This is a genomic window from Bacteroides sp. QWL-09, from assembly GCF_058683585.1.
In genome coordinates, this window is record NZ_CM178748.1 from 2,693,314 (window position 1) to 2,715,037 (window position 21,724).

Genomic DNA, 21,724 nt, shown 5'->3' on the forward strand with positions numbered 1-21,724 from the left:
AAGAATTTGTTTATAAATTGTGAGTCATGGTTTATTGGATAGGAATATCCGTGCTTTTTGGCAATATATGTCGGTCAAAAATAGTTCTTTTTCGGTGAAAGAAGAAATTTGAAGAAGATTCATTCTTGATTCCTTTCGGAACAATCAGGCCGAATGAATGTCTTTTGTGGTAATAGGCAGAGGGAAATAAAAAAAGGCTGCCGAATTTCGGCAGCCTTTTGAAGAATATCTGATGTTCTGAAATTACAATTTCGGACCAGCAGCAACCAAAGCTTTACCAGCTTCGTTACCTGTAAATTTAGCGAAGTTCTTAACGAAACGTCCAGCCAAATCTTTTGCTTTTTCTTCCCATTGAGTAGCATCAGCGTAAGTGTCGCGTGGATCAAGGATCTCAGCGTGTACACCTGGAAGAGCTGTAGGAACAACGAAGTCAAAGTAAGGGATAGTTTTTGTAGGAGCGCTGTCGATAGAACCATCAAGGATAGCGTCGATGATACCACGAGTATCTTTGATAGAGATACGTTTGCCAGAACCATTCCATCCTGTGTTTACTAAGTAAGCCTTAGCGCCAACTTTTTGCATCTTCTTAACCAATTCTTCTGCGTATTTAGTTGGGTGCAATGACAAGAAAGCAGCACCGAAACAAGCAGAGAATGTTGGAGTTGGCTCTGTGATACCACGTTCTGTACCAGCCAATTTAGCTGTAAATCCAGACAAGAAGTAGTATTGAGCTTGCTCTGCGTTCAAGATAGATACTGGAGGCAATACACCGAATGCGTCAGCAGACAAGAAGATAACTTGTTTAGCGTGAGGACCTTTAGAAACTGGTTTCACGATGTTTTCGATGTGGTAGATCGGATAAGAAACACGAGTGTTTTCTGTTACGCTCTTATCGCTGAAATCGATCTTACCTTCTGCATCAACAGTTACGTTCTCAAGAAGAGCGTCACGTTTGATTGCGTTGAAGATATCTGGTTCGCTTTCTTTGTCCAAGTTGATAACTTTTGCGTAGCAACCACCTTCGTAGTTGAATACACCTTCGTCATCCCATCCGTGCTCGTCGTCACCGATCAATAAACGTTTTGGGTCTGTAGACAAAGTAGTTTTTCCTGTACCAGACAAACCGAAGAAGATAGCAGAGCTATTACCTTCCATATCTGTGTTAGCAGAACAGTGCATAGAAGCGATACCGCGCAATGGAAGTAAGTAGTTCATGTAAGAGAACATACCTTTCTTCATTTCACCACCGTACCATGTGTTCAAGATGACTTGAATCTTTTCAGTCAAGTTGAATACAACTGCTGTTTCAGAGTTCAAACCTAATTCTTTGTAGTTTTCAACTTTTGCTTTAGAAGCATTCATAATAACAAAGTCAGGTTCGCCAAAGCTAGCTAATTCCTCAGCTGTAGGACGGATGAACATGTTAGTTACGAAGTGTGCTTGCCAAGCTACTTCCATGATAAAGCGTAATTTCAAGCGAGTGTGTTCGTTAGCACCACAGAAAGCATCAACAACATACAATCTTTTGTTAGAAAGTTCTTTTGTTGCTAATTCTTTAACAGCTTTCCAGCATTTTTCGTCTACTGGTTTGTTATCGTTTTTGTATTCTTCAGAAGTCCACCAAACTGTATTTTCACTTGTAGCATCTTTCACGAAGAATTTATCCTTAGGTGAACGACCTGTGTAAACACCTGTCATTACGTTCATTGCACCTAATTCTGTCACCTGACCTTTTTCAAAGCCTTCTAAACCAGCTTTTGTTTCTTCAGCGAACAATACATCGTAAGAAGGATTGTGGAAAACTTCCTTCACATCGGTAATACCGTACTTGCTTAAATCTAAATTTGCCATTTTCTTTTGAAATTAATTAAAAATTGGTATGTCAAATAATAATCTCTTGTTACCTTAAAAAAGACAGTAGATCTGTTTTTATCGATCTATTCTGTCACAAAAGTAATACTTTCTTTGAAAAGAAAGAAGTTATTAGAGAAATTTTTCTTTAATCTATATCCTTTTATAAATCGATAACAAAATCTGCCAACTGAATATTGCAATTTGAAGATAATCAATTACCTTTGTAGCCTGGAATCGTGTGCGTACAGACCACTAAAAAGAAACAAATACCTCTTTAATAAGGTTTAGCACATTACACTTAACAACAAAATTCTAAAAAATGAAAGTAATTGATTTCAGTCAAACAAACTCTATTTTAAATCAGTACGTATCAGAGATAAGAAATGTTCATGTTCAGAACGATCGCTTACGTTTTCGTCGTAATATTGAGCGTATCGGAGAAATTATGGCTTACGAGATGAGTAAGACCCTTCAATATTCAATTAAAGAGATTCAAACGCCTCTAGGCATTGCGCCGGTTAGCACACCCGACGATCAATTGGTGATTAGTACAATCTTGCGTGCCGGCCTTCCTTTTCATCAAGGATTTCTTAGCTATTTCGACCAAGCGGAGAACGCGTTTGTGTCTGCTTACCGTAAATATAAGGATACGCTTAAATTTGATATACATATTGAATATATTGCTTCACCGCGTATCGATGATAAAACTCTGATTATTACCGATCCGATGTTGGCGACCGGAGGAAGTATGGAATTGAGTTACCAAGCAATGTTGACTAAAGGGCATCCTAAAGAGATTCATGTGGCTGCTATTATTGCTAGTCGTCAGGCTGTGGAACATATCATGAGCATTTTCCCTGAAGATCGTACGACTATTTGGTGTGCGGCTATTGATCCTGAAATCAATGAACATTCGTACATTGTACCTGGATTGGGTGATGCCGGTGATTTAGCTTACGGCGAAAAAGAATAATAAGTTTTATTTCAGATATGAGACGTTTCTGATGTGTTTTTACAAATGCATTAGGGACGTTTTTTTTATGCCGCCCTTTGTTCATAGCATAACTTATCGGAAGATCGGTTTGAGGTGAACGGCCCTCATTGTTATTTTATGCCAATTTTAGTGACAGATTAGGTCAAATCGTTATCTTTGTAACCTATTCTAATGATCAATGGAACAAGAAGATTTTAATATAAGAGATTACCGTCCAACCCCAAAAGAACGTGATTTTGAGAATGCACTTCGACCACTAAGCTTTGACGACTTTAGTGGGCAAGACAAAGTGGTCGACAATTTGCGTATCTTTGTTAAAGCTGCGCGGTTACGTGGGGAGGCTCTCGACCATGTGTTATTGCATGGACCTCCCGGATTAGGAAAAACAACGCTTTCGAATATTATTGCCAACGAATTAGGAGTTGGCTTTAAAATAACTTCAGGTCCGGTACTCGATAAACCGGGTGATTTAGCCGGGGTATTGACCAGCCTGGAACCTAATGATGTCTTGTTTATTGATGAGATCCATCGTTTATCGCCTATTGTAGAGGAATATCTTTATTCGGCCATGGAGGATTATCGGATCGATATTATGATCGATAAAGGTCCTTCGGCGAGAAGTATTCAAATCGACCTGAATCCGTTTACTTTGGTGGGAGCGACTACACGTAGCGGGTTGCTAACAGCTCCGTTGCGTGCGCGCTTTGGTATCAATCTCCATCTTGAATATTATGACGATGATGTGCTTAATGGTATTATCCGTCGCTCTGCTTCGATTTTGGATGTGCCGTGTTTGAGTGATGCGGCAGGTGAAATTGCGTCGCGTAGTCGTGGTACCCCGCGTATTGCGAATGCTTTGTTGCGTCGTGTGCGCGACTTTGCTCAAGTCAAAGGTTCGGGACGCATTGATACGGAGATTGCAAGATTTGGATTGGAGGCTTTGAATATCGACCAATACGGATTGGATGAGGTCGATAATAAAATCTTATGTACCATTATTGATAAATTTAATGGTGGACCGGTGGGACTGACGACTATTGCAACAGCCTTGGGTGAGGATCCTGGAACCATTGAAGAAGTTTATGAACCCTTCTTAATTAAAGAAGGTTTTCTGAAGCGTACTCCTCGTGGACGTGAGGTAACTGAATTGGCTTACAAACACCTGGGGCGGAATCTATACCGTAGCCAGAAAATGTTGTTTGAAGACTAATATTGTATATAAATAGAAGATTGTTATGGCTGGACTAAAATCGCTAGCAAAAGATACGGCTGTTTATGGATTGAGCAGCATCATTGGGAAATTTCTGAATTATTTATTGGTGCCCTTGCATACGGCGGTTCTACCAGTAGCTTCAGGCCAATATGGGGTGGTCTCGAATATGTATGCGTTTACCGCACTCATGCTCGTGTTCCTAACTTTTGGAATGGAAACCGGCTTTTTCCGTTTTGCGAATAAGTCGGACGAGGAACCGATGAAAGTGTACGCTAATGCCTTGATCTATGTGGGGGGGCTTTCATTGGCGTTTCTGGTCTTATGTCTGGCCTTTTTGCATCCTTTGGCGGGTTGGCTCGATTATGATGCTCATCCGGAGTTTGTTGGGATGATTGTGATTGTGATCGCTCTAGATTCTTTTTTAAGTATTCCGTTTGCTTTTTTGCGCTACAAGAAGCGGCCAATGAAGTTTGCGGGAATCAAGTTGTTCTCTATTTCTCTTAATATTGGTCTAAACTTATTCTTCTTACTCGTTTGTCCGTGGTTAGAAGCACATTGGCCCGGAAGCGTTTCTTGGTTCTATGATCCCCAATATTTGGTGGGCTATATTTTTGCGATTAATGTGGTCACTTCGGTCATTCAACTGTTCTTCTTTATTCCGGAACTCAAGGGATTTGCTTATCGTGTTGACAAACGACTGATGAAGCAGATGATCACTTACTCTTTTCCTATTCTTATTTTGGGTTTGGTTGGGGTTTTGAACCAATCTGTTGATAAGATGATCTATCCGTTTTTGTTTACCGATCGACAAGAAGGTTTGGTTCAGTTGGGAATATATAGTGCTACAAGTAAGATCGCAATGGTTATGGCGATGTTTACTCAGGCTTTTCGATATGCTTACGAGCCTTTTGTGTTTGGTAAGAATAAGGAGGGTGATCATCGGGCGATGTATGCCGATGCAATGAAATATTTCTTGATCTTCTCGCTCTTGGCCTTTCTTGCAATCATGTTCTATCTTGATATTCTCCGTTATCTGGTTAATCGCGAATATTGGGAGGGCTTAAGCGTGGTGGCTATAGTGATGGGTGCAGAGATCTTTAAAGGTATTTATTTTAACCTTTCTTTTTGGTATAAGCTAACCGATGAGACCCGCTGGGGTGCGTATTTCTCGCTTGTGGGTTGTGCGATTATTGTGATGATGAATGTTTGGTTAGTCCCCACTTATGGTTATGTCGCTTCGGCATGGGCTTCGGTGGCAGGATATGCTGTCATTACGCTATTATCTTATGTCATCGGACAGAAAAAATACCCTATCCATTATGATTTGAAAAAGATCGGTGGTTATGTATTAACCACAGTTGTACTTTATTTTATAGCTCAAGGTGTACATATTGAGTCAATTGTTTGGCGTTTAGCTTTCCGAACCTTACTTTTAGGGCTGTTTGTTTGTTATCTTATAAATAGTGATTTTCTATTTGTGAAAAAAGCTTTGATTCATCGGTTTATTAAAAAAGAATAGTTATGAATACAGAACGTCAAACACAGTTTATTGTCAGAAAGTTTATAAGAGAGTATCTTGATCTTCGTAAAGATAAAGATAACGAGTTGGCAACTGTCGATTCCATTCGCAAAGGAGTGGAATTTAAAGGGGCTAATTTATGGATTCTGATTTTAGCTATTTTCATGGCTTCTCTTGGGTTGAATGTTAATTCGACTGCTGTTATTATTGGTGCCATGTTGATCTCTCCACTTATGGGCCCGATCATGGGAGTGGGACTTTCGGTTGGATTGAATGACTTTGAGTTGATGAAACGCTCTCTGAAGAGTTTTCTGATTACAACGGCATTTAGTGTGGCAACAGCAACAGTCTATTTTTTGATTACTCCGATCGCTGAGGCTCAATCGGAGCTTTTAGCTCGCACTTCTCCAACGATATATGACGTCTTTATAGCACTTCTTGGTGGATTGGCCGGAGTGATTGCTTTGTCTACCAAGGAAAAGGGGAATGTGATTCCCGGGGTGGCCATTGCGACTGCTTTGATGCCTCCGCTCTGTACGGCCGGATATGGTCTCGCTACAGGTAACTTGGTCTATTTTCTTGGGGCTTTCTATCTCTATTTTATTAACTCGGTGTTTATCTCCTTGGCGACTTTCCTTGGTGTGCGTGGAATGCATTTTGAACGTAAACAGTTCTTGGATAAAGAGCGTGAACGTAAAGTCAGACGATACCTGATCTTGATTGTTGTTGGTACGATGTGTCCGGCTATTTATCTGACTGTTGGCATTATTCAAAAGAGTTTCTATGAGAGTGCTGCGAATAAGTTTATCAATAAAGAGTTGCATTTTGAACATGCTCAGGTGGTCGATCGAAGTATTAATAGTTCTTCTAAACCTAAAGAGATTCGTGTGGTTCTGATTGGAGCGGATGTTCCCAAAGAGTCGATTGCTATAGCGAAAGATAAGATGAAAGATTATAGTCTTGGGGAAACTAATTTAGTTGTTCTACAAGGTGTGAATAATGCTGCAACGGATGTTTCTTCTATCCGAGCGATGGTGATGGAGGACTTCTATAAGAACAGTGAGTTACGCTTGCAAGAGCAGCAGACTAAAATCACGAAGTTGGAAAATGATCTTAAGGTTTATAAGTCTTATGATGAGATTGGAGTGAAGATCAGTCCGGAACTGAAAGTTCTTTATCCAAGTGTGACTTCAGTATCTATCTCTCAAGCTATTCAGAAGCAAGTTGATTCGGAACAAGTCGATACCTTAACGATTGCTTTATTAAAGTTTAGCCAGCAGCCTAGCGAGGAAGAAAAAGCAAAAATAGCAGAGTGGCTTAAGGCCCGAACAGGACAAGAGAACATTAAATTGTTGACCGAATAACAGACACACACAAAAACACGATACTATGAAATTAAGGCAATTGATGCTGATCGCTTTTTTAAGCTTTGCGGCGATGGGGTATGGAGATGAAGGCATGTGGCTTCTTGGACGTTTGAATCAAAACAAGCAAGTTAAGCATGTCGTAAAGCAAATGGGGCTGACGTCTCCTATCGATCAAATTTATCATCCTAAAAAGAAATCACTCAAGGATGCTATTGTTAGCTTTGGTGGTTTCTGCTCAGGAGTCGTGGTTTCGGAAGATGGCTTAGTCTTTACGAATCATCATTGCGGGTTTAGTAGCATTCAGCAACAGTCGACTGTGGAACATGATTATTTGAAAGAGGGTTTTGTATCTCATTCGTTTTCCGAAGAGCTTCCCATATCAGAGCTATTTGTTCGTTTCTTGGTTCGAACAGAGGAGGTCACTAAGCGAGTTTTAAAGCCGGTTAAGTCTGGTATGAAAGAGACTGAACGGCGGAGTGTGATCGATTCTGTGATGAGTGTGATTGCTCAAGAAGTCACTTCGAAAGATAGTACGCTGGTGGGCGTGGTGGATACTTATTACGGTGGTAATGAGTTTTGGCTGTCGGTTTATCGTGACTATACTGATGTGCGTTTAGTTTTTGCTCCGCCTTCATCGATTGGGAAATTTGGATGGGATACCGATAACTGGGTCTGGCCTCGTCATACCGGTGATTTTAGTGTATTTAGGATCTATGCGGATAAGGATAATCGTCCTGCAGATTACTCGACTAATAATGTGCCTTATCACCCTCAGTATGTTGCGCCCATCTCTCTTAATGGATATGACGAAGGAAGTTTTTGTATGACTTTAGGTTACCCGGGAAGTACCGAGCGTTTTCTGTCCTCGTATGGTATTGAGGAAAAAATGACAGGGTTGAATCAAGCGATGATTGATCTTAGGGCGGTCAAACAGCGAATCTGGAAGCGTGAAATGGATCAACGGTCGGATATCTACATCAAATATGCCTCTAAATATGATGAGAGTTCAAACTATTATAAGAATAGTATTGGAGAAAATGAAGCGATCATAAAACTCCAGGTGCTTGATAAAAAACGGCAATCGGAGGAAACGCTTCGTGCTTGGATCAGTTCTGTTCCCAAAGAACGAGAGGCGTTGATGCATTTATTCTCTTCTTTGGAACTAAATTATGGCAATCGGAAGGAAACTAACCGGGCATTGTCTTATTTTGGCGAAGCCTTTATTAACGGACCGGAATTGGTGCAATTAGGATTGGAAATCTTGAATTTTGACTTCGGAGCTGATCAGAAAAGTGTGGTGACTAAATTGAAGGGGCTCATCAAAAAATATGACGACATCGATCTAAATCTTGATAAAGAGGTGTTTGAAGGTATGATTAAGGCTTATCGGTCTAAAGTCCCGACTCAATATCTTCCTCCATTATATCATCAGGTTGATTCGATCTATAATGGCAATGTAGAAGCGTATGTCGATTCACTCTACTCTAAATCGTCGATCACTTCGATCAAAGGACTTAAACGCTTCCTCGAACGGGATAGTACCTATAATTTGGTTAATGACCCGGCAATTGCACTTTCGATCGATTTATTAGTTAAATTCTATGAGATGAATCAAAGCATCTCTTCGTTTTCTGATCAAATTGAGAAGGACGAACGGCAGTTTAATGCTGCCATGAGGCGTATGTACGCCGATTGTCACTATTATCCGGATGCTAATGCTACCATGCGCTTTAGCTTTGGTACGGTTGGTGGATATTCGCCTATCGATGGCGTCGTTTTTGATTATTATACGACGGTGAAGGGGATCTTTGATAAAGCTAAGCAGTATGCCGGAGATCCTGATTTTACTGTACAACCCGAGGTGTTGTCCCTTTTGTCGTCGGGTGATTTCGGAGCCTATGCCGACAAAAACGGTGATATGAGGGTCTGTTTTATTTCTAATAATGACATTACCGGCGGAAACTCCGGCAGTCCGATGTTTAATGCTAAAGGAGAACTTCTAGGACTGGCTTTTGATGGAAATTGGGAAGCAATGAGCAGCGACGTGGTTTTTGAGCCTAATCTTCAGCGGTGTATTGGAGTCGATATCCGATATATGCTTTTTGTTATTGAGAAATATGGTAAAGCGACTCGGCTAATCAAAGAACTCAAGATTGATGCTTGATTTATGGATAAAAAATAAATCGCTATAGTTTTTGAATATTACTATAGCGATTTTATTGATCGGTATTGTCTAAATCTCTTTCATCGAGTTGCTTTCTCTTGAAAAAGCATCGATTTTACTTCTTCGATTTCTTTCTTTTTGCCCATCCTTCTTCTTCAAAATTAGGTTTGGGTTCGTCGAAGAATTGTTGCCAATCGTCTTTTTTCTTAGGACCACGGGCGTTTGAGTAACCGCGTGACTCACGGCTCGGACGATCTTTGCCTCTTTTTGCTCCTCTAGAATGATCGGTCTGTTCTTTAGGCTCTTTGTCGGCCAATTCAACAACAACTTTTCGGTTATTCCATTTCTGTCGGTTTAACGACTTTAATACATTCTGAGCCTCTTTATCTTCTACTTCGAAGAAAGAGAAGTTTTTCATGATGTCGATCTTGCCTAAATTAATCCGCGAGCGGGTGTTACTGTTAAGGAGGTTAATCAGTTCATTAGGGAAGAAGTTGTCCGTACGTCCAATGTTGATAAATAAACGTTTGTAACCGGCTTCGGCTTGTCGGCTTCCGCGATTTCCTCCTCTTTGTTGTCCACCACGTTCCGAACGACTATCTGTAGCAATCTCAATTTCAGCACGATTACGGTAGTATTCAGAGAAACGGTTGAACTCGTGTGATACGACACGCTTGATCAAATCTTCTTTGCTTAACCATTCTAACTTGCGATAGATCTCCGGCATGAAGTTCATGATTTCCTCTTCGTTGACTTTTACTTTTTCAAGATCGTCAATCACCTTCATCAGTTGCTTATTGCAGATATCATTACCTGTAGGTATTTCTCCGGTGATGAACTGCTTGCTGATGATTCGTTCGATCTCACGCATCTTCCCTTTCTCACGCAAGTTGATAATTGCGATTGAAGTACCTGTTTTACCGGCACGACCTGTACGTCCGCTTCGGTGAGTATAACTCTCTGTATCGTCGGGTAATCCGTAATTGATAACATGGGTTAGATCGTCTACATCTAATCCGCGTGCTGCAACATCGGTTGCAACCAATAATTGGATTTTACGGAGACGGAATTTTTGCATCACAGCATCGCGTTGTGACTGTGATAGTTCACCGTGAAGAGAATCTGCATTATACCCTTCGTGCATTAATTTTTCGGCAATTTCCTGAGTCTCTTTTCTAGTACGGCAGAAGATGATACCATAGATCTGTGGGTAAAAGTCGGCGATACGCTTGAGTGTCTCGTATTTGTCTTTGGCATGAACGGTATAAACAACATGCTTGACATTGTTGTTTCCTTCATTTTTGCGACCAATGGTGATCTCTTTTGCATTGTTTAAGTACTTCTTTGAAATACGTGCAATTTCTGGACTCATGGTCGCTGAGAAAAGAAGCGTGTTTCTTTCTTTAGGTATATCGGCTAGGATGGCGTTGATGCTGTCTGTGAAACCCATGTTAAGCATCTCGTCGGCTTCGTCCATGACCACGTTTTGAATGGTTGCAAGAGAAACCGTTTTGCGTTCCATAAGGTCGAGCAAACGTCCTGGGGTGGCCACGATGATGTGTACGCCACGTTTTAAACTTCTGATTTGACTTTCAATAGATGAACCACCGTATACTGGTAGCACTTTTAAGCCATTAATATATTTTGAGTAATCATGTAAATCACTTGCTATTTGCAGGCATAATTCCCTAGTTGGGCAAAGGATAAGTGATTGAGGAACAACTTTTTCTGTTTTAACTTGTTGGAGTAGCGGCAGACCAAATGCGGCTGTTTTTCCAGTTCCGGTTTGTGCAAGAGCTACTACGTCATTATTTTCTCCTAAAAGGTACGGAATTACTTCTTCTTGTACCGGCATGGGGCTTTCGTATCCCATTTCTTCAATTGCTTTTCGTATCTCCGGAGAAACACCAAGCTCTTCAAATGTCTTCATTAAATATCTCTATATCTTTATATTTCGGTTGCAAAGATAGGAAAAGATTCAGAATCATTGCTTATCTGTTGACAATTAATAAGATTCTAGATATTAAAAAAGAAAACATTTCCGGTCTTCTGCCTCTAAAAAGAGGTTCTGAAGTTGCTTGATTTGCTCTTTTTTAAGTCCGAGCTCTTTCTGCAAATAAGCATTGACGCTGCCAAATCTAGATTCTATAGTCTCTTTTGCTGCATTTATAAACTCTCGTTTCGCTGAATAGATCGTGGTGATGGCTTCTTGCGATTTTATGGGGAGTTTATAGGCGTATTTAGATGATTCAGTGATATTAAAGTAATTGTTACTTAACTCATAATCGCTCATAATTGTATTTTCGTCCACACCGACAGAGGCCAAAATTAATGCGGTGATGACTCCGGTTCGTTCTTTCCCGGAAGAGCATTCAATCACTAAAGGGTATTGGGATGAGTCGGAAAGGATAGTGAAAATTTGCTTGTATTCTTTTGAGTATTTTGTCACTAGATCTTGATTCATCTGTTTGAGAATGGTATGAATAGAGTCAATCTTCTCTCCTTTGCGGATATGACTGATTAAACGATCCATATTTCCTGTCGATATAGGAATATGTACAGTTCTGATTTGACCTAGTGGTTGTTTGTTGCTAATCTCTTCGGGAGTACGAAGATCAATAATAGTTCGTATGCCTATGTTTTTTAGTTCTGATAGAGCATAAGGGTTAATATTATCGATCTTGGCCGATCGATAAATCATACCCCATCTAGTCTCTCTGTTTTTGTCGTTCGATAAGTATCCTCCTAGATCTCGGAAATTTTCTATTCCTGGGATATTGATATTTCGAGTGGCTACCTTGATCTTAATATTATTGTTAAAAACCATGGTGTAATAGTATCGCTTTGTGGGATCGTTCGGGATGATCACCATCTTACCTGCAGATACTGGGGCCAACCCAACCGGCGTACTTTCCGGTATAAGGTCTTTATTTAAAGAAGCATATACTCTGACGTACCCTCTTATACGTGAAGGGGCATCCCACTTGATGATACAATTACCTACCTCATTCTCTTCGCAGATAACCGTAATATTAGGTTTGGTGCGACTACATGAGGGCAAAATACATAACGAGGTTAAAAGTATGATTAAGTTTTTATACATAGTTTATTGGACTAGAAACATCTATACGCAAAGATAGAAATAACTTCCAACTTTCATAATTACTTTGCTATAATTAGCCAAACTACAGAGATTTTAAGAAAGTGGATTATTGCTTTGAGTATTCATTGGCAAAGATTGGCGAGATTGAATTGCAGAAGCTTTTACAAACTTCGGCCGAGAAATCCCTTGCACAAGCTATAAGTTTGTCCCAAGTCTCTTCGTCTAAAAAGGGAAGATCACGATGACGTACGTTATACTTGAGTAAGCCATAGATAAAGCCTGCATTAAAGTTATCCCCTGCGCCGATTGTGCTTACAGCCTTTAGGGGTGTAATCGGGTAACTTTTTTGAAGGTTTCTAGTGCGTAATTCAATGTGATTCGAACCTGTGGTACAGATAAACTCTTGGCAGTAAAATTGAATCTTGTCTTTATAGATTTTCTCAAGATCAGTTAATCCATACATGTTAAGGAAATCTTCATGCGATCCGCGTACAATGTCGGCATATTCAAGATTCTCGATGATCGTTGGGGCTAATTTCATAGCTTCGTCTTTATGTGAAGATCTGAAATTAGGATCGTAATAAATGATTGCTTTTTTCTCACGGGCTCTATGAAGAAGTTCTAAGACTTTGTCTCTTAAGACTGGATTTAAGGCGTAGTAAGAACCAAAGATCACAATATCATCTTCGTGGATCTCCGGATAAATAATGTCCAAACGTTGCTTAGGATATTCTTTGTAAAAAAGATATTCAGCATCATTTTGGTCATTTAGAAAGGCAAGTGATATGGGTGATTTTCCATCGGGAAAAACGTTGATATGATCGGTCGATAATTGATTCTCATGCATGAAGTCAAGAATCATTTTCCCGACGCGGTCGTTGCCAGTCTCACTAATGAAACAAGTTTTTATTCCCATGCGAGCCAATGAGATCATGCCATTAAAAACCGAACCTCCGGGTACTGCTACCGAAGGTTGGTTCTCTTGAAATATAATGTCTAAAATAGTTTCGCCTATTCCAATTACTTTTCGCATAATTTTCTCGACTTTTCTCCTAGATAACCGCCATGGTGACGTTTTGAATATTCTTCGATAGTAAAATTGGTTTTTTTCATGGTTTCTACAACCAATAGATCTCCGATAACCGTCATTACTGTAGTTGATGTTGTTGGAGTCATGCCAAGGGTGCACACCTCTTTGGGATGTCCGGTACTTAAACAAACATTCGCCTGATTGGCCAATGGGCTGTCGGGGTTGCCGGTAATGACAATGAACTTTAAGTTCGGGTTCAAATGGTGGGCCAACAAGGTTAATTCAACAATCTCTCTTGTCTTCCCGGAATTTGATATGAGTAATAGTAAATCGTTCTCTTGTAATATTCCTAAATCGCCATGTTGGGCTTCACTTGGATGAAGAAAAACTGATGGTATACCTGTAGAGCAGAACGTGGTTGCTATATTCATCGCAATTTGTCCTGCCTTTCCCATACCGGAAGTCACGAGTTTGCCTCGTTTCTGGTGTACCTGCTCTACAATAAGGTTTACGGCCTGCTCGTAAGCATTGGTTACGGGAATGTTTTGCACAGCTAGTGCCTCCTGTCTTAGGATTTCTTTAATGGATTCTATCATGATATCCGTAAATATAGATTAGTTTTGCAATAGGGTTATTAATTCCTCCAGAGTGTGGGCTACTTTGCAGTAAGTCGACACAGACTGGCGGGTGAAATTCTTGTCTTGAAGTTCGTCTAAACTTTTTAGTAGGGTGTCGTAGAAACCATTGACGTTGTAAAAGATCACTTTCTTGTCGTGGTATCCAATAGAAGCGGCCGCCATGACATGAAAAACTTCATCGTAAGTTCCTAATCCACCCGGAAGAGCAATCAAAATATCTGATAACTCAACAATGGTATCTTTTCTATCGCTGAGGTTGTGCGTATGAATGATTTGATCTGGGAGTGCACTCACCTTTCCATTCTCCTCGAGTTTGGTTGGTACCACTCCTATGATTTTTCCACCAGTTTCCTTGACTGCCAGAGCAACACACTCCATAAGCCCAAGATTTGCACCGCCATAGACCAAAGTTCTATTGGTCTGGCCGATCCATTGACCGAGTTCACGAGCCGTATCGAAATACAATTTGTCAATATTTTCCGATGCAGAACAGAATATTCCAATATTTTTCATACACAACTTCGCTAATATAGGCTGCAAATATCTGCAATTTTCTATAAACGACAATAAGTTTTATTGTATTTTTGCGTGATCAATTATTAGATAGATGTAAAAGGATGTATTATAACGAACATATATTGCCAAATGGTTTGAGAATTATTCATCGTTCATCGCTGTCGAAAGTGGCTTACTGTGGATTTGCTATTGATGCAGGTACGCGTGATGAGAACGATGAACAGCAAGGAATGGCGCATTTTGTAGAACATCTGATCTTTAAAGGGACAAAAAAGCGGAAGGCTTGGCACATCTTGAATCGGATGGAAAATGTTGGAGGAGACCTAAATGCGTATACCAACAAGGAAGAAACGGTGGTTCATGCTGCTTTCTTGACGGAACATTTTGATCGTGCGGTTGAGTTATTGGGAGATATCGTTTTTCATTCGGTCTTTCCACAACATGAAATAGAGAAGGAGACTGAAGTCATCCTTGATGAAATTCAATCGTATGATGATACTCCGTCTGAACTTATTTTTGATGATTTTGAGGATCTGATTTTTAAGGAACACCCCCTAGGGCACAATATATTGGGTAAAGCTGACATCTTAAAGACGTTTCGTACAGACGATTTATTAGCTTTCACCACTCAATTCTATCAACCGTCGAATATGGTTTTTTTTGTTCTAGGCGGAGTTGACTTTAAGAAAGTGGTGCGTTCATGTGAAAAACATTTCTCGGATCTTCCTTTGGTGAATTTGGAGAAAAAACGACTAGCTCCTCCTCTTTATAAACCTCAGCGACTGGTTGTGCCTAAGGACACGCATCAGGCTCACGTGATGATTGGTGGTCGTGGGTATAATGCTTTTGAAGAAAAGCGTACGGCACTTTATTTATTGAATAACATGTTGGGCGGACCGGGAATGAATAGTCGGCTGAACGTGTCGCTTCGTGAACGGAGAGGACTGGTGTATACGGTGGAATCTAATCTGACGTCGTATACGGATACTGGAGTGTTCTGTATCTATTTTGGCTCAGATCCGGCGGATATGAATCACTGCCTGCGGCTGATTTATAAAGAATTAAAACGCTTAAGAGAGGTGCGTCTGAGTGACTTGCAATTGTCAATGGCTAAGAAACAGTTGATTGGTCAAATAGGGGTTGCTTCTGATAATAACGAAGGGAATGCTTTAGGAATGGCTAAATCGTATTTACATTATCGTAAATATGAACTGCCAGAGGTCTTGTTTCAGCGTATTGACCAGCTCACCTCCAGTCAGTTGTTGGAGGTGGCTAATGAAATGTTTGCAGAGGATTATCTGTCGACATTGATTTATCAATAGAATATTACCTTACCGCTTGATTTGTTAAGACGAGAAGGCTTTCCGGTCCCATATTGAATAGGAGGTCGATAATGCTGGCATTCGCAATAAAACCATGCTTTGATTCGAAGACTTGATAGTATGGTGTCGGAGTGAAGCCAGGATCTGTCAACCGAAAATCTTTTTTGGGATGAATTAACTCGCGAAAATCATACTCGTTCTCCGCAAGCAGATCTTTGTAAGAGGCGGTACGTTCCAGATTGGGGGAAATGTCAATGAATCGACAGATGAGTTCGCACAGATCTTCATTGAAATCAATTAGGTATTGATAGGACTTCTCATAAAAAGGTTGGAAGTCATCTTTGTAGTAGTCAAAGAAAGGGGTGCTGTTGTATGCCGATTCGATGGCATTCCAATGTAGGTGTTGCCAATTTCCATGATCGGATATTTGAATATCTTTCATGGGTGTTTTAGGATGATCCGGACGAATGATCGGAACCGATAAGGATAGTTCTCCGTTCGGGCCAATAATCGTGCAGCGATTGCGATACGTTTGTTTAAGGTAGTGGTCGTGTTGCTCAATATAGAGTTTGTCGTAGGCGACTAGTTTACTATAATACTGTATTGGAGCTAGATAGGCTGAAGAGAGATAAGCTGTTCTCATTGATATCGTAATTTCTAGAAATTGTTTATTGTAATCGGATTAATGAATGGCCTTGAAGAACCTGTTCCATCTATATGCTGATTGCCCAGTAGATGGTGCATTTTTAGAAAACCAAATAAACCAGGCTTTGCCAATGATGTGATCTTTTGGAACTAATCCAAACAATTGAGAGCCTGTTGGCTGCCCAGGTGTGGTGGTCATCCAATAATAATCTTTCGTAAAATAACAGTGCTGTGTAGGTTTCCCGTCAATAAAGAGGGTATCGCGTTTGATCTCCGCTTTTTTATGTTCGTGAAGTATTAAAGTGTTTCGAAGTAATGTGCGGTTCCAGGGGTAAACCTTAACGACGCGTCCCTTGCCCGGAATAATTAACGGGTGAATGATCGTTGGTGACGTGTGGCTGCAAGATGTAAGCCAGGTGGGATTTCCTAGAGCCGCACAGATATCGTGATACTGGTCAAAATTGAATGAACGTACTATTACATGGTTTAAAGAATCTCTATCTATTGGTTCGTTCAGTGATATCGATAAGCTTTTTGTAACAGAACAGAGAAGCGAATCTTTATTTGCTGGATAGCGATACGTTTGTTCTAAGAATTGTTGGTTGCTTGCTCCGGATGGAGTTGCGCTAAATGTGGAATCGATCCATAAGGTATCACCGGGTATGCCAATGGATGATCCCATAAAGACTTCACGTCGGTCGATTATTTTTTCTTTATAATTTGCGGGATTGTTGAATAGAATAACATCTTGTCGCTTGATGGGCTTCTCTAAGTAGCGGTGATACGAGCAGAGGGCCATTAACGGGAGGCGCAGTCCATAACTCCATTTGTTGACAATGATTCTTTCGTTTGATAAAATACGTTTGTCGATCGTATCGGAGGGACTAATATAAGAGGCTACAAAAAAAGCCCGGAGCAATAGTACAATGACTATTGCTCCACTAAAGGCTATGATCCATTTTTGTAGGTGTTTCGGCATTAATATTTAAACTCTTTTGGCTTATTATTTTACCAGTTTAAAGAATCGGTTCCAACGAATCTTACCGTCAAACCAATCACGATCTTTATCTAAAGAGAGCCAAACAACAATAGGCTTGCCTACGACGTGATCTTCAGGAACAAATCCCCAATAACGAGAATCGGCGGAGTTGTGACGGTTATCTCCCATCATCCAATAGTAATCCATCTTAAAGGTGTATGTATCGGTCTTTTGGTGGTTGATATAAATACCGTCGGATTTGATCTCAAGTAGATTTCCTTCATAAGCCGTTATACAACGTTCGTATATTGGTAGATTCGATTCTGTTAGAGTGATTGTTGCGCCTTTCGATGGAATCCAGATTGGGCCGTAATTATCTCTAGTCCATTTTGTATATAGGTTTAAAGGATATAATGTCCCAGAATAGTCTTCTGACTCTAAAAGAATTTTATTAATTAGCTTTTTATTGCTCGATAAAGTGGTGTACATCTTTTGGGTCAGAGGGAAGTGATAAACTGGGTTTAAACGACCATTTTCATCACGGCTTTCAAATCCCATCTCAACTAAGGTGGTTTCGTAAGCTGTTGCATCAAGTAAAAGTTGATCAGCTTTGCTGATGCCTAGATCTTTTAAGAAGTCTTCTGACAGAGTACTACCAGTGGTTTGAACAAAGTAATTGAATTGCATCTCTTCTGGATTTTCAATTGCTTTACCATCGATCATGACTTGTCCGTTGATGATTTGTAATGTGTCGCCAGGGAGTCCGACGCAACGTTTAACGTAGTTTTCACGACGATCGACCGGGCGATAAATAACTTCTCCATAAGTTTGAGGGTCTGATAGAACGGCTTTTCGTCCTGCGGCATAGTAGAGGCTGTAAACCAAGCGTTGCTCGGAAAGACTTAGGCTATCCATATTAATTTCTTTTGGGAAAATTGTTTTTCCCTCAGAATAGGCTATGCTGTAGAAATCGCTTTGCTGGTTATTTAAGGCTACCGTATCACCTGCAGGAAAGTTAAACACGACGATGTCGTTTAGTTTTACTTTTCCGAATCCAGGGGCACGCTTATAGCTCCATTGTGGCCATTCGATATAAGACTTACAGTTAAAAATCGGCAAGGTATGCTGTGTTAGAGGGAGTGATAGTGGTGTGTTAGGGATTCGTGGTCCATAACTCATCTTGCTGACGTAGAGGTAATCACCCACTAATAAAGATTTTTCCAGAGAAGAAGAAGGAATCTGATAGTTCTGGAAAATATAAATATTCACAAAATAGACGGCGACTAAGGCAAAGACGATGGCATCGACCCAACTCATTACGCTTCGAACCACGGAACTCTTTGATTTTCTCCAAAAAGACCAAGGCACTTTTTTAGTGATATAAATATCGAAGATGAAAGGTGTGAAGAGTAGTCCCCACCAGCTTTTTATCCAAATAAGAAAAGCTAAATAAAGTAAAACTGCAACCGAACATTTCACCCATTGACTACGTGATATTGATTTCATTGTCGTATTGGTTTATTGATTTCTTTATTCTTGTTAGTCGTTTAAAAACGGAAATAAATCACTCATGCCTAAGAAACCTCTTTGCTTAGCGGTGTATTCGGCAGCGAGGACTGCACCAAGAGCAAATCCACCACGATTCTTGGCATCATGAGTAATGCTGATACTATCGACTTCTGAATCGTATCGGATGGTGTGTATTCCGAAGATCTCCCCTTCACGGATGGAATGTATCGGAAGTTCGTTGTCAGTAGATGCAACTTCTTTGACCCATTGTGATTTTCGGTCAAGCTGTTCCAAAATACCTTCCGCAAGAGTGATGGCTGTTCCACTTGGAGCATCTAACTTGTGGATGTGATGGCTTTCAGTCATTTGTACGTCGTAAGCCGGGAAGTTGTTCATGATTTTAGCTAAATAGCGGTTGACTGCTGAAAAGATGGCTACCCCAAGGCTAAAGTTTGACGACCAGAATAGTGTTTGTCCTCCGGTTGTGCAAAGCTGTTTGATTTCTTCTCCATGCAGGTCCATCCATCCTGTACTGCCGGAAACTAACTTTACTCCGGCTTGGAAGGTCTTGATATAGTTATTGTAGGCAACTGTCGGATTTGTGAACTCAATAGCAACGTCAGCCGATTTAAAAGCTTCGGAGTCAAAGTCCTGTTGGTTGTTTACATCTATAATACATACAATTTCATGTCCGCGGTTAAGAGCGATCTTCTCGATCTCCTTTCCCATTTTTCCGTATCCTATCAAAGCTATTTTCATTGTAATCTGACTTATTTTCAATTTTATAATCGCAAAGATAAGATTTTTATTACATTTGCTTCCACTTTAATGACTTGTTAACATGGAAGTTCTTCTACAATATCTATGGAAACACAAGATCTTTCCTTTAAAACCTCTCCAAACAGACTCCGGCTTGTCGATTGAAGTGATTGATCCTGGTTTGTGGAATACGAACTCCGGTCCTGACTTTTTCAATGCCAAATTAAAAATTCAGGGCACGGTGTGGGTCGGTAATATTGAAATTCACGAGCATTCTTCGGATTGGTTTCGTCATGGTCATGATAAGAATAAGGCTTATGATTCTGTTATTTTACATGTCATCGGACAATCTGACTGTAGCGTTTATCGAACGACTGGTGAACCAATTCCTCAATTCGTTCTAATTTGTCCTCCGGAACTAAAGGATCATTATGAGCAACTGTGCCACATTCGATCATATCCGGCCTGTCAGTCTGTTGTTGCCCGTCTATCTCCTTTCTTCATTCATTCTTGGCTATCGGCTTTGGAAGCTGAGCGCTTAGATCATAAAATGAAGGATATTGAACGTTGGTTACGGTATTGTAATCAGAATTGGGAAGATGCTTTCTTTATAACTTTGGCGCGTAATTTTGGCTTTGGATTGAATGGCGAAGCCTTTGAGTGTTGGGCTAAGAAGATCCCTTTTCGAGCGGTAGATAAACATCGGGATGATTTGTTTCAAATTGAAGCTTTCTTTTTCGGACAAGCCGGCCTTTTAAATGATACAAATGGAGATCCTTATTTTACTGATTTGCAAAAGGAATTTTTTTATTTGCAGCATAAGTTTGAACTAGTGTCACCCATGGAGAAGAATGTTTGGCGTTTTTTGCGTTTACGTCCCAGCAATTTTCCTTTTATTCGATTGGCTCAGCTGGCTTATTTGTATCATCATGGTGAAGGATTGTTCTCGAAATTGATGGAGGCGGAGGATTTAAATGAGATACGCAACTTGCTGACGATACGTACTTCTTCATACTGGGAAGAACATTATGTTTTTGGAAAATACTCAAGAAGAGAGGCGAAGAAACTTGGAGATCGAACCATTGATCTTATTTGTATCAATACAATTATTCCCTTTCTTCATGCTTTTGGACAGCATAAAGGAGAAGAACGATTATCTGATCGAGCACAACACTTCTTAGAACAATTGCGGGCTGAGAATAATGTGATTACTCGCAAATGGAATAAGGTGGGTATTAAAGTTGATTCAGCCGCAGATAGCCAGGCTTTGATTGAGCTTGAAAGGGAATATTGTGAGAAGAAGAGATGTTTGGATTGCCGATTTGGTTTTGAATTTATGCATGGGAAAGTTATTACCCATCGCCCTTAGGCATTGAATAGTGAACCCCTTTTTGTTTAGACTATTTGCCCTTTTATAGCTTTGACTTATGGGTTATAAGTCATTGATGTGAGTTGATTTAAAAGAAAAGTATAAAAAAGAAAAAGATATCAAATATGCCATTATCTTTGCATGCAAAATGAACACTAACTTAGATAAGTTTATGAAAGCAAAAAGATTTGTATTCTGTTTGTTGATGATAACGTTGTTATCAAGCGTATCGCTGATTTCTTGTGGAAATAGCTCTAAAGGAAATGCTGATACAGAAATGACTGTTGCCGGACAAGAAAATTTTAAGACCTTTTTAGAAAAGTTTACGTCTAGTGCAACGTTTCAATATTCCCGAGTCAAATTTCCTCTAAAAACACCAATAACGTTGATGACGGATGATGGGAATAGTGAAAAAACTTTTCCTTTTTCGAAAGAGAAATGGCCGTTACTTGATAGTGAAACATTGAAAGAGGAACGTATCACTCAAGATGAAGGAGGCGTTTATGTCTCAAAATTCACCTTGGATGAACCTAAGCATAAAACTTTTGAAGCTGGTTATGAGGAATCGGAGATGGATTTACGAGTGGAATTTGAGCTACTTCCTGACGGGAAATGGTATGTCACTGATTGTTACACCGGATGGTATGGGTATGATTTACCAATTAGTGAACTTAAACAGACGATTGATCAGGTTGCGGAAGAGAATGCTGCTTTTAAAGAACTTCACCCATGAGAATGCTATA

The 21,724-nt window shown here is 40.1% G+C and carries 18 protein-coding genes; 8 read left to right on the forward strand and 10 right to left on the reverse strand.

Going from position 1 to position 21,724, the window contains the following annotated elements; genetic code table 11:
• Positions 1–243 precede the first annotated feature (243 nt).
• Positions 244–1,851: a phosphoenolpyruvate carboxykinase (ATP) gene (gene pckA / locus AC4PG5_RS10695; RefSeq protein WP_492028874.1), complete on the reverse strand. Its 1,608-nt coding sequence runs from the start codon at positions 1,849–1,851 to the stop codon at positions 244–246.
• Between the two features lie 322 nt (positions 1,852–2,173).
• On the opposite strand from pckA, the gene upp reads away from it, so the two are divergent.
• From upp to AC4PG5_RS10720, 5 genes are all read left to right on the forward strand, one after another.
• Positions 2,174–2,827 carry a uracil phosphoribosyltransferase gene (gene upp / locus AC4PG5_RS10700; RefSeq protein ID WP_492028875.1) on the forward strand — a complete coding sequence of 218 codons (654 nt, stop codon included), beginning with the start codon at positions 2,174–2,176 and terminating at the stop codon, positions 2,825–2,827.
• 199 nt (positions 2,828–3,026) lie between these two features.
• The gene (ruvB, locus tag AC4PG5_RS10705; protein ID WP_492028876.1) at positions 3,027–4,058 is read left to right on the forward strand and encodes a Holliday junction branch migration DNA helicase RuvB; all 1,032 of its coding nucleotides are present in this window, start codon (positions 3,027–3,029) and stop codon (positions 4,056–4,058) included.
• A 25-nt stretch (positions 4,059–4,083) separates the two neighbouring features.
• A complete protein-coding gene (locus AC4PG5_RS10710; protein WP_492028877.1) occupies positions 4,084–5,580 on the forward strand; it encodes an oligosaccharide flippase family protein in 1,497 nt (498 codons plus the stop codon).
• 2 nt (positions 5,581–5,582) lie between these two features.
• A complete protein-coding gene (locus AC4PG5_RS10715) occupies positions 5,583–6,944 on the forward strand; it encodes a TIGR00341 family protein (protein ID WP_492028878.1) in 1,362 nt (453 codons plus the stop codon).
• A 25-nt stretch (positions 6,945–6,969) separates the two neighbouring features.
• Positions 6,970–9,111, forward strand: a complete 2,142-nt coding sequence (locus tag AC4PG5_RS10720; RefSeq protein ID WP_492028879.1) for a S46 family peptidase — start codon at positions 6,970–6,972, stop codon at positions 9,109–9,111.
• A gap of 115 nt (positions 9,112–9,226) precedes the next feature.
• Here AC4PG5_RS10720 and AC4PG5_RS10725 read toward each other — a convergent pair whose 3' ends face one another.
• From AC4PG5_RS10725 to AC4PG5_RS10745, 5 genes are all read right to left on the reverse strand, one after another.
• Positions 9,227–11,041 carry a DEAD/DEAH box helicase gene (locus tag AC4PG5_RS10725; protein WP_492028880.1) on the reverse strand — a complete coding sequence of 605 codons (1,815 nt, stop codon included), beginning with the start codon at positions 11,039–11,041 and terminating at the stop codon, positions 9,227–9,229.
• 93 nt (positions 11,042–11,134) lie between these two features.
• Complete coding sequence (locus AC4PG5_RS10730) at positions 11,135–12,214, reverse strand: tyrosine-protein phosphatase (RefSeq protein ID WP_492028881.1); 1,080 nt, start codon at positions 12,212–12,214, stop codon at positions 11,135–11,137.
• A 106-nt stretch (positions 12,215–12,320) separates the two neighbouring features.
• Positions 12,321–13,247 (reverse strand): carbohydrate kinase family protein, encoded by a 927-nt coding sequence (locus AC4PG5_RS10735; protein ID WP_492028882.1) that lies wholly within the window; start codon positions 13,245–13,247, stop codon positions 12,321–12,323.
• A complete protein-coding gene (locus tag AC4PG5_RS10740) occupies positions 13,235–13,840 on the reverse strand; it encodes an SIS domain-containing protein (protein ID WP_492028883.1) in 606 nt (201 codons plus the stop codon). The genes AC4PG5_RS10735 and AC4PG5_RS10740 overlap by 13 nt, the downstream gene beginning before the upstream one ends.
• An 18-nt stretch (positions 13,841–13,858) precedes the next feature.
• Complete coding sequence (locus AC4PG5_RS10745; protein WP_492028884.1) at positions 13,859–14,395, reverse strand: LOG family protein; 537 nt, start codon at positions 14,393–14,395, stop codon at positions 13,859–13,861.
• A 104-nt stretch (positions 14,396–14,499) separates the two neighbouring features.
• Here AC4PG5_RS10745 and AC4PG5_RS10750 point away from each other — a divergent pair, with 104 nt between their 5' ends.
• Entirely contained in the window at positions 14,500–15,720 is a 1,221-nt protein-coding gene (locus AC4PG5_RS10750; RefSeq protein WP_492028885.1) for a M16 family metallopeptidase, read from the forward strand.
• A gap of 4 nt (positions 15,721–15,724) precedes the next feature.
• Here the strand turns inward: AC4PG5_RS10750 and AC4PG5_RS10755 are convergent, their stop codons facing one another.
• Genes AC4PG5_RS10755 through dapB form a run of 4 tightly spaced genes read right to left on the reverse strand, consistent with a single transcriptional unit; the run spans position 15,725 to position 19,612 of the window.
• The gene (locus AC4PG5_RS10755; protein WP_492028886.1) at positions 15,725–16,363 is read right to left on the reverse strand and encodes a WbqC family protein; all 639 of its coding nucleotides are present in this window, start codon (positions 16,361–16,363) and stop codon (positions 15,725–15,727) included.
• 39 nt (positions 16,364–16,402) lie between these two features.
• On the reverse strand, positions 16,403–17,344 hold the full coding sequence (locus tag AC4PG5_RS10760) for a S26 family signal peptidase (protein WP_492028887.1): 942 nt from the start codon (positions 17,342–17,344) through the stop codon (positions 16,403–16,405).
• Positions 17,345–17,368: 24 nt separating this feature from the next.
• Positions 17,369–18,850: a S26 family signal peptidase gene (locus tag AC4PG5_RS10765; protein WP_492028888.1), complete on the reverse strand. Its 1,482-nt coding sequence runs from the start codon at positions 18,848–18,850 to the stop codon at positions 17,369–17,371.
• Between the two features lie 33 nt (positions 18,851–18,883).
• The gene (gene dapB / locus AC4PG5_RS10770) at positions 18,884–19,612 is read right to left on the reverse strand and encodes a 4-hydroxy-tetrahydrodipicolinate reductase (RefSeq protein WP_492028889.1); all 729 of its coding nucleotides are present in this window, start codon (positions 19,610–19,612) and stop codon (positions 18,884–18,886) included.
• An 82-nt stretch (positions 19,613–19,694) separates the two neighbouring features.
• On the opposite strand from dapB, the gene AC4PG5_RS10775 reads away from it, so the two are divergent.
• Together AC4PG5_RS10775 and AC4PG5_RS10780 are read left to right on the forward strand one after the other, a co-directional pair.
• On the forward strand, positions 19,695–20,981 hold the full coding sequence (locus AC4PG5_RS10775; protein WP_492028890.1) for a DUF2851 family protein: 1,287 nt from the start codon (positions 19,695–19,697) through the stop codon (positions 20,979–20,981).
• A 172-nt stretch (positions 20,982–21,153) separates the two neighbouring features.
• Positions 21,154–21,714, forward strand: coding sequence for a DUF4348 domain-containing protein (locus AC4PG5_RS10780; RefSeq protein ID WP_492028891.1), 561 nt, complete (start codon positions 21,154–21,156; stop codon positions 21,712–21,714).
• Positions 21,715–21,724 lie beyond the last annotated feature (10 nt).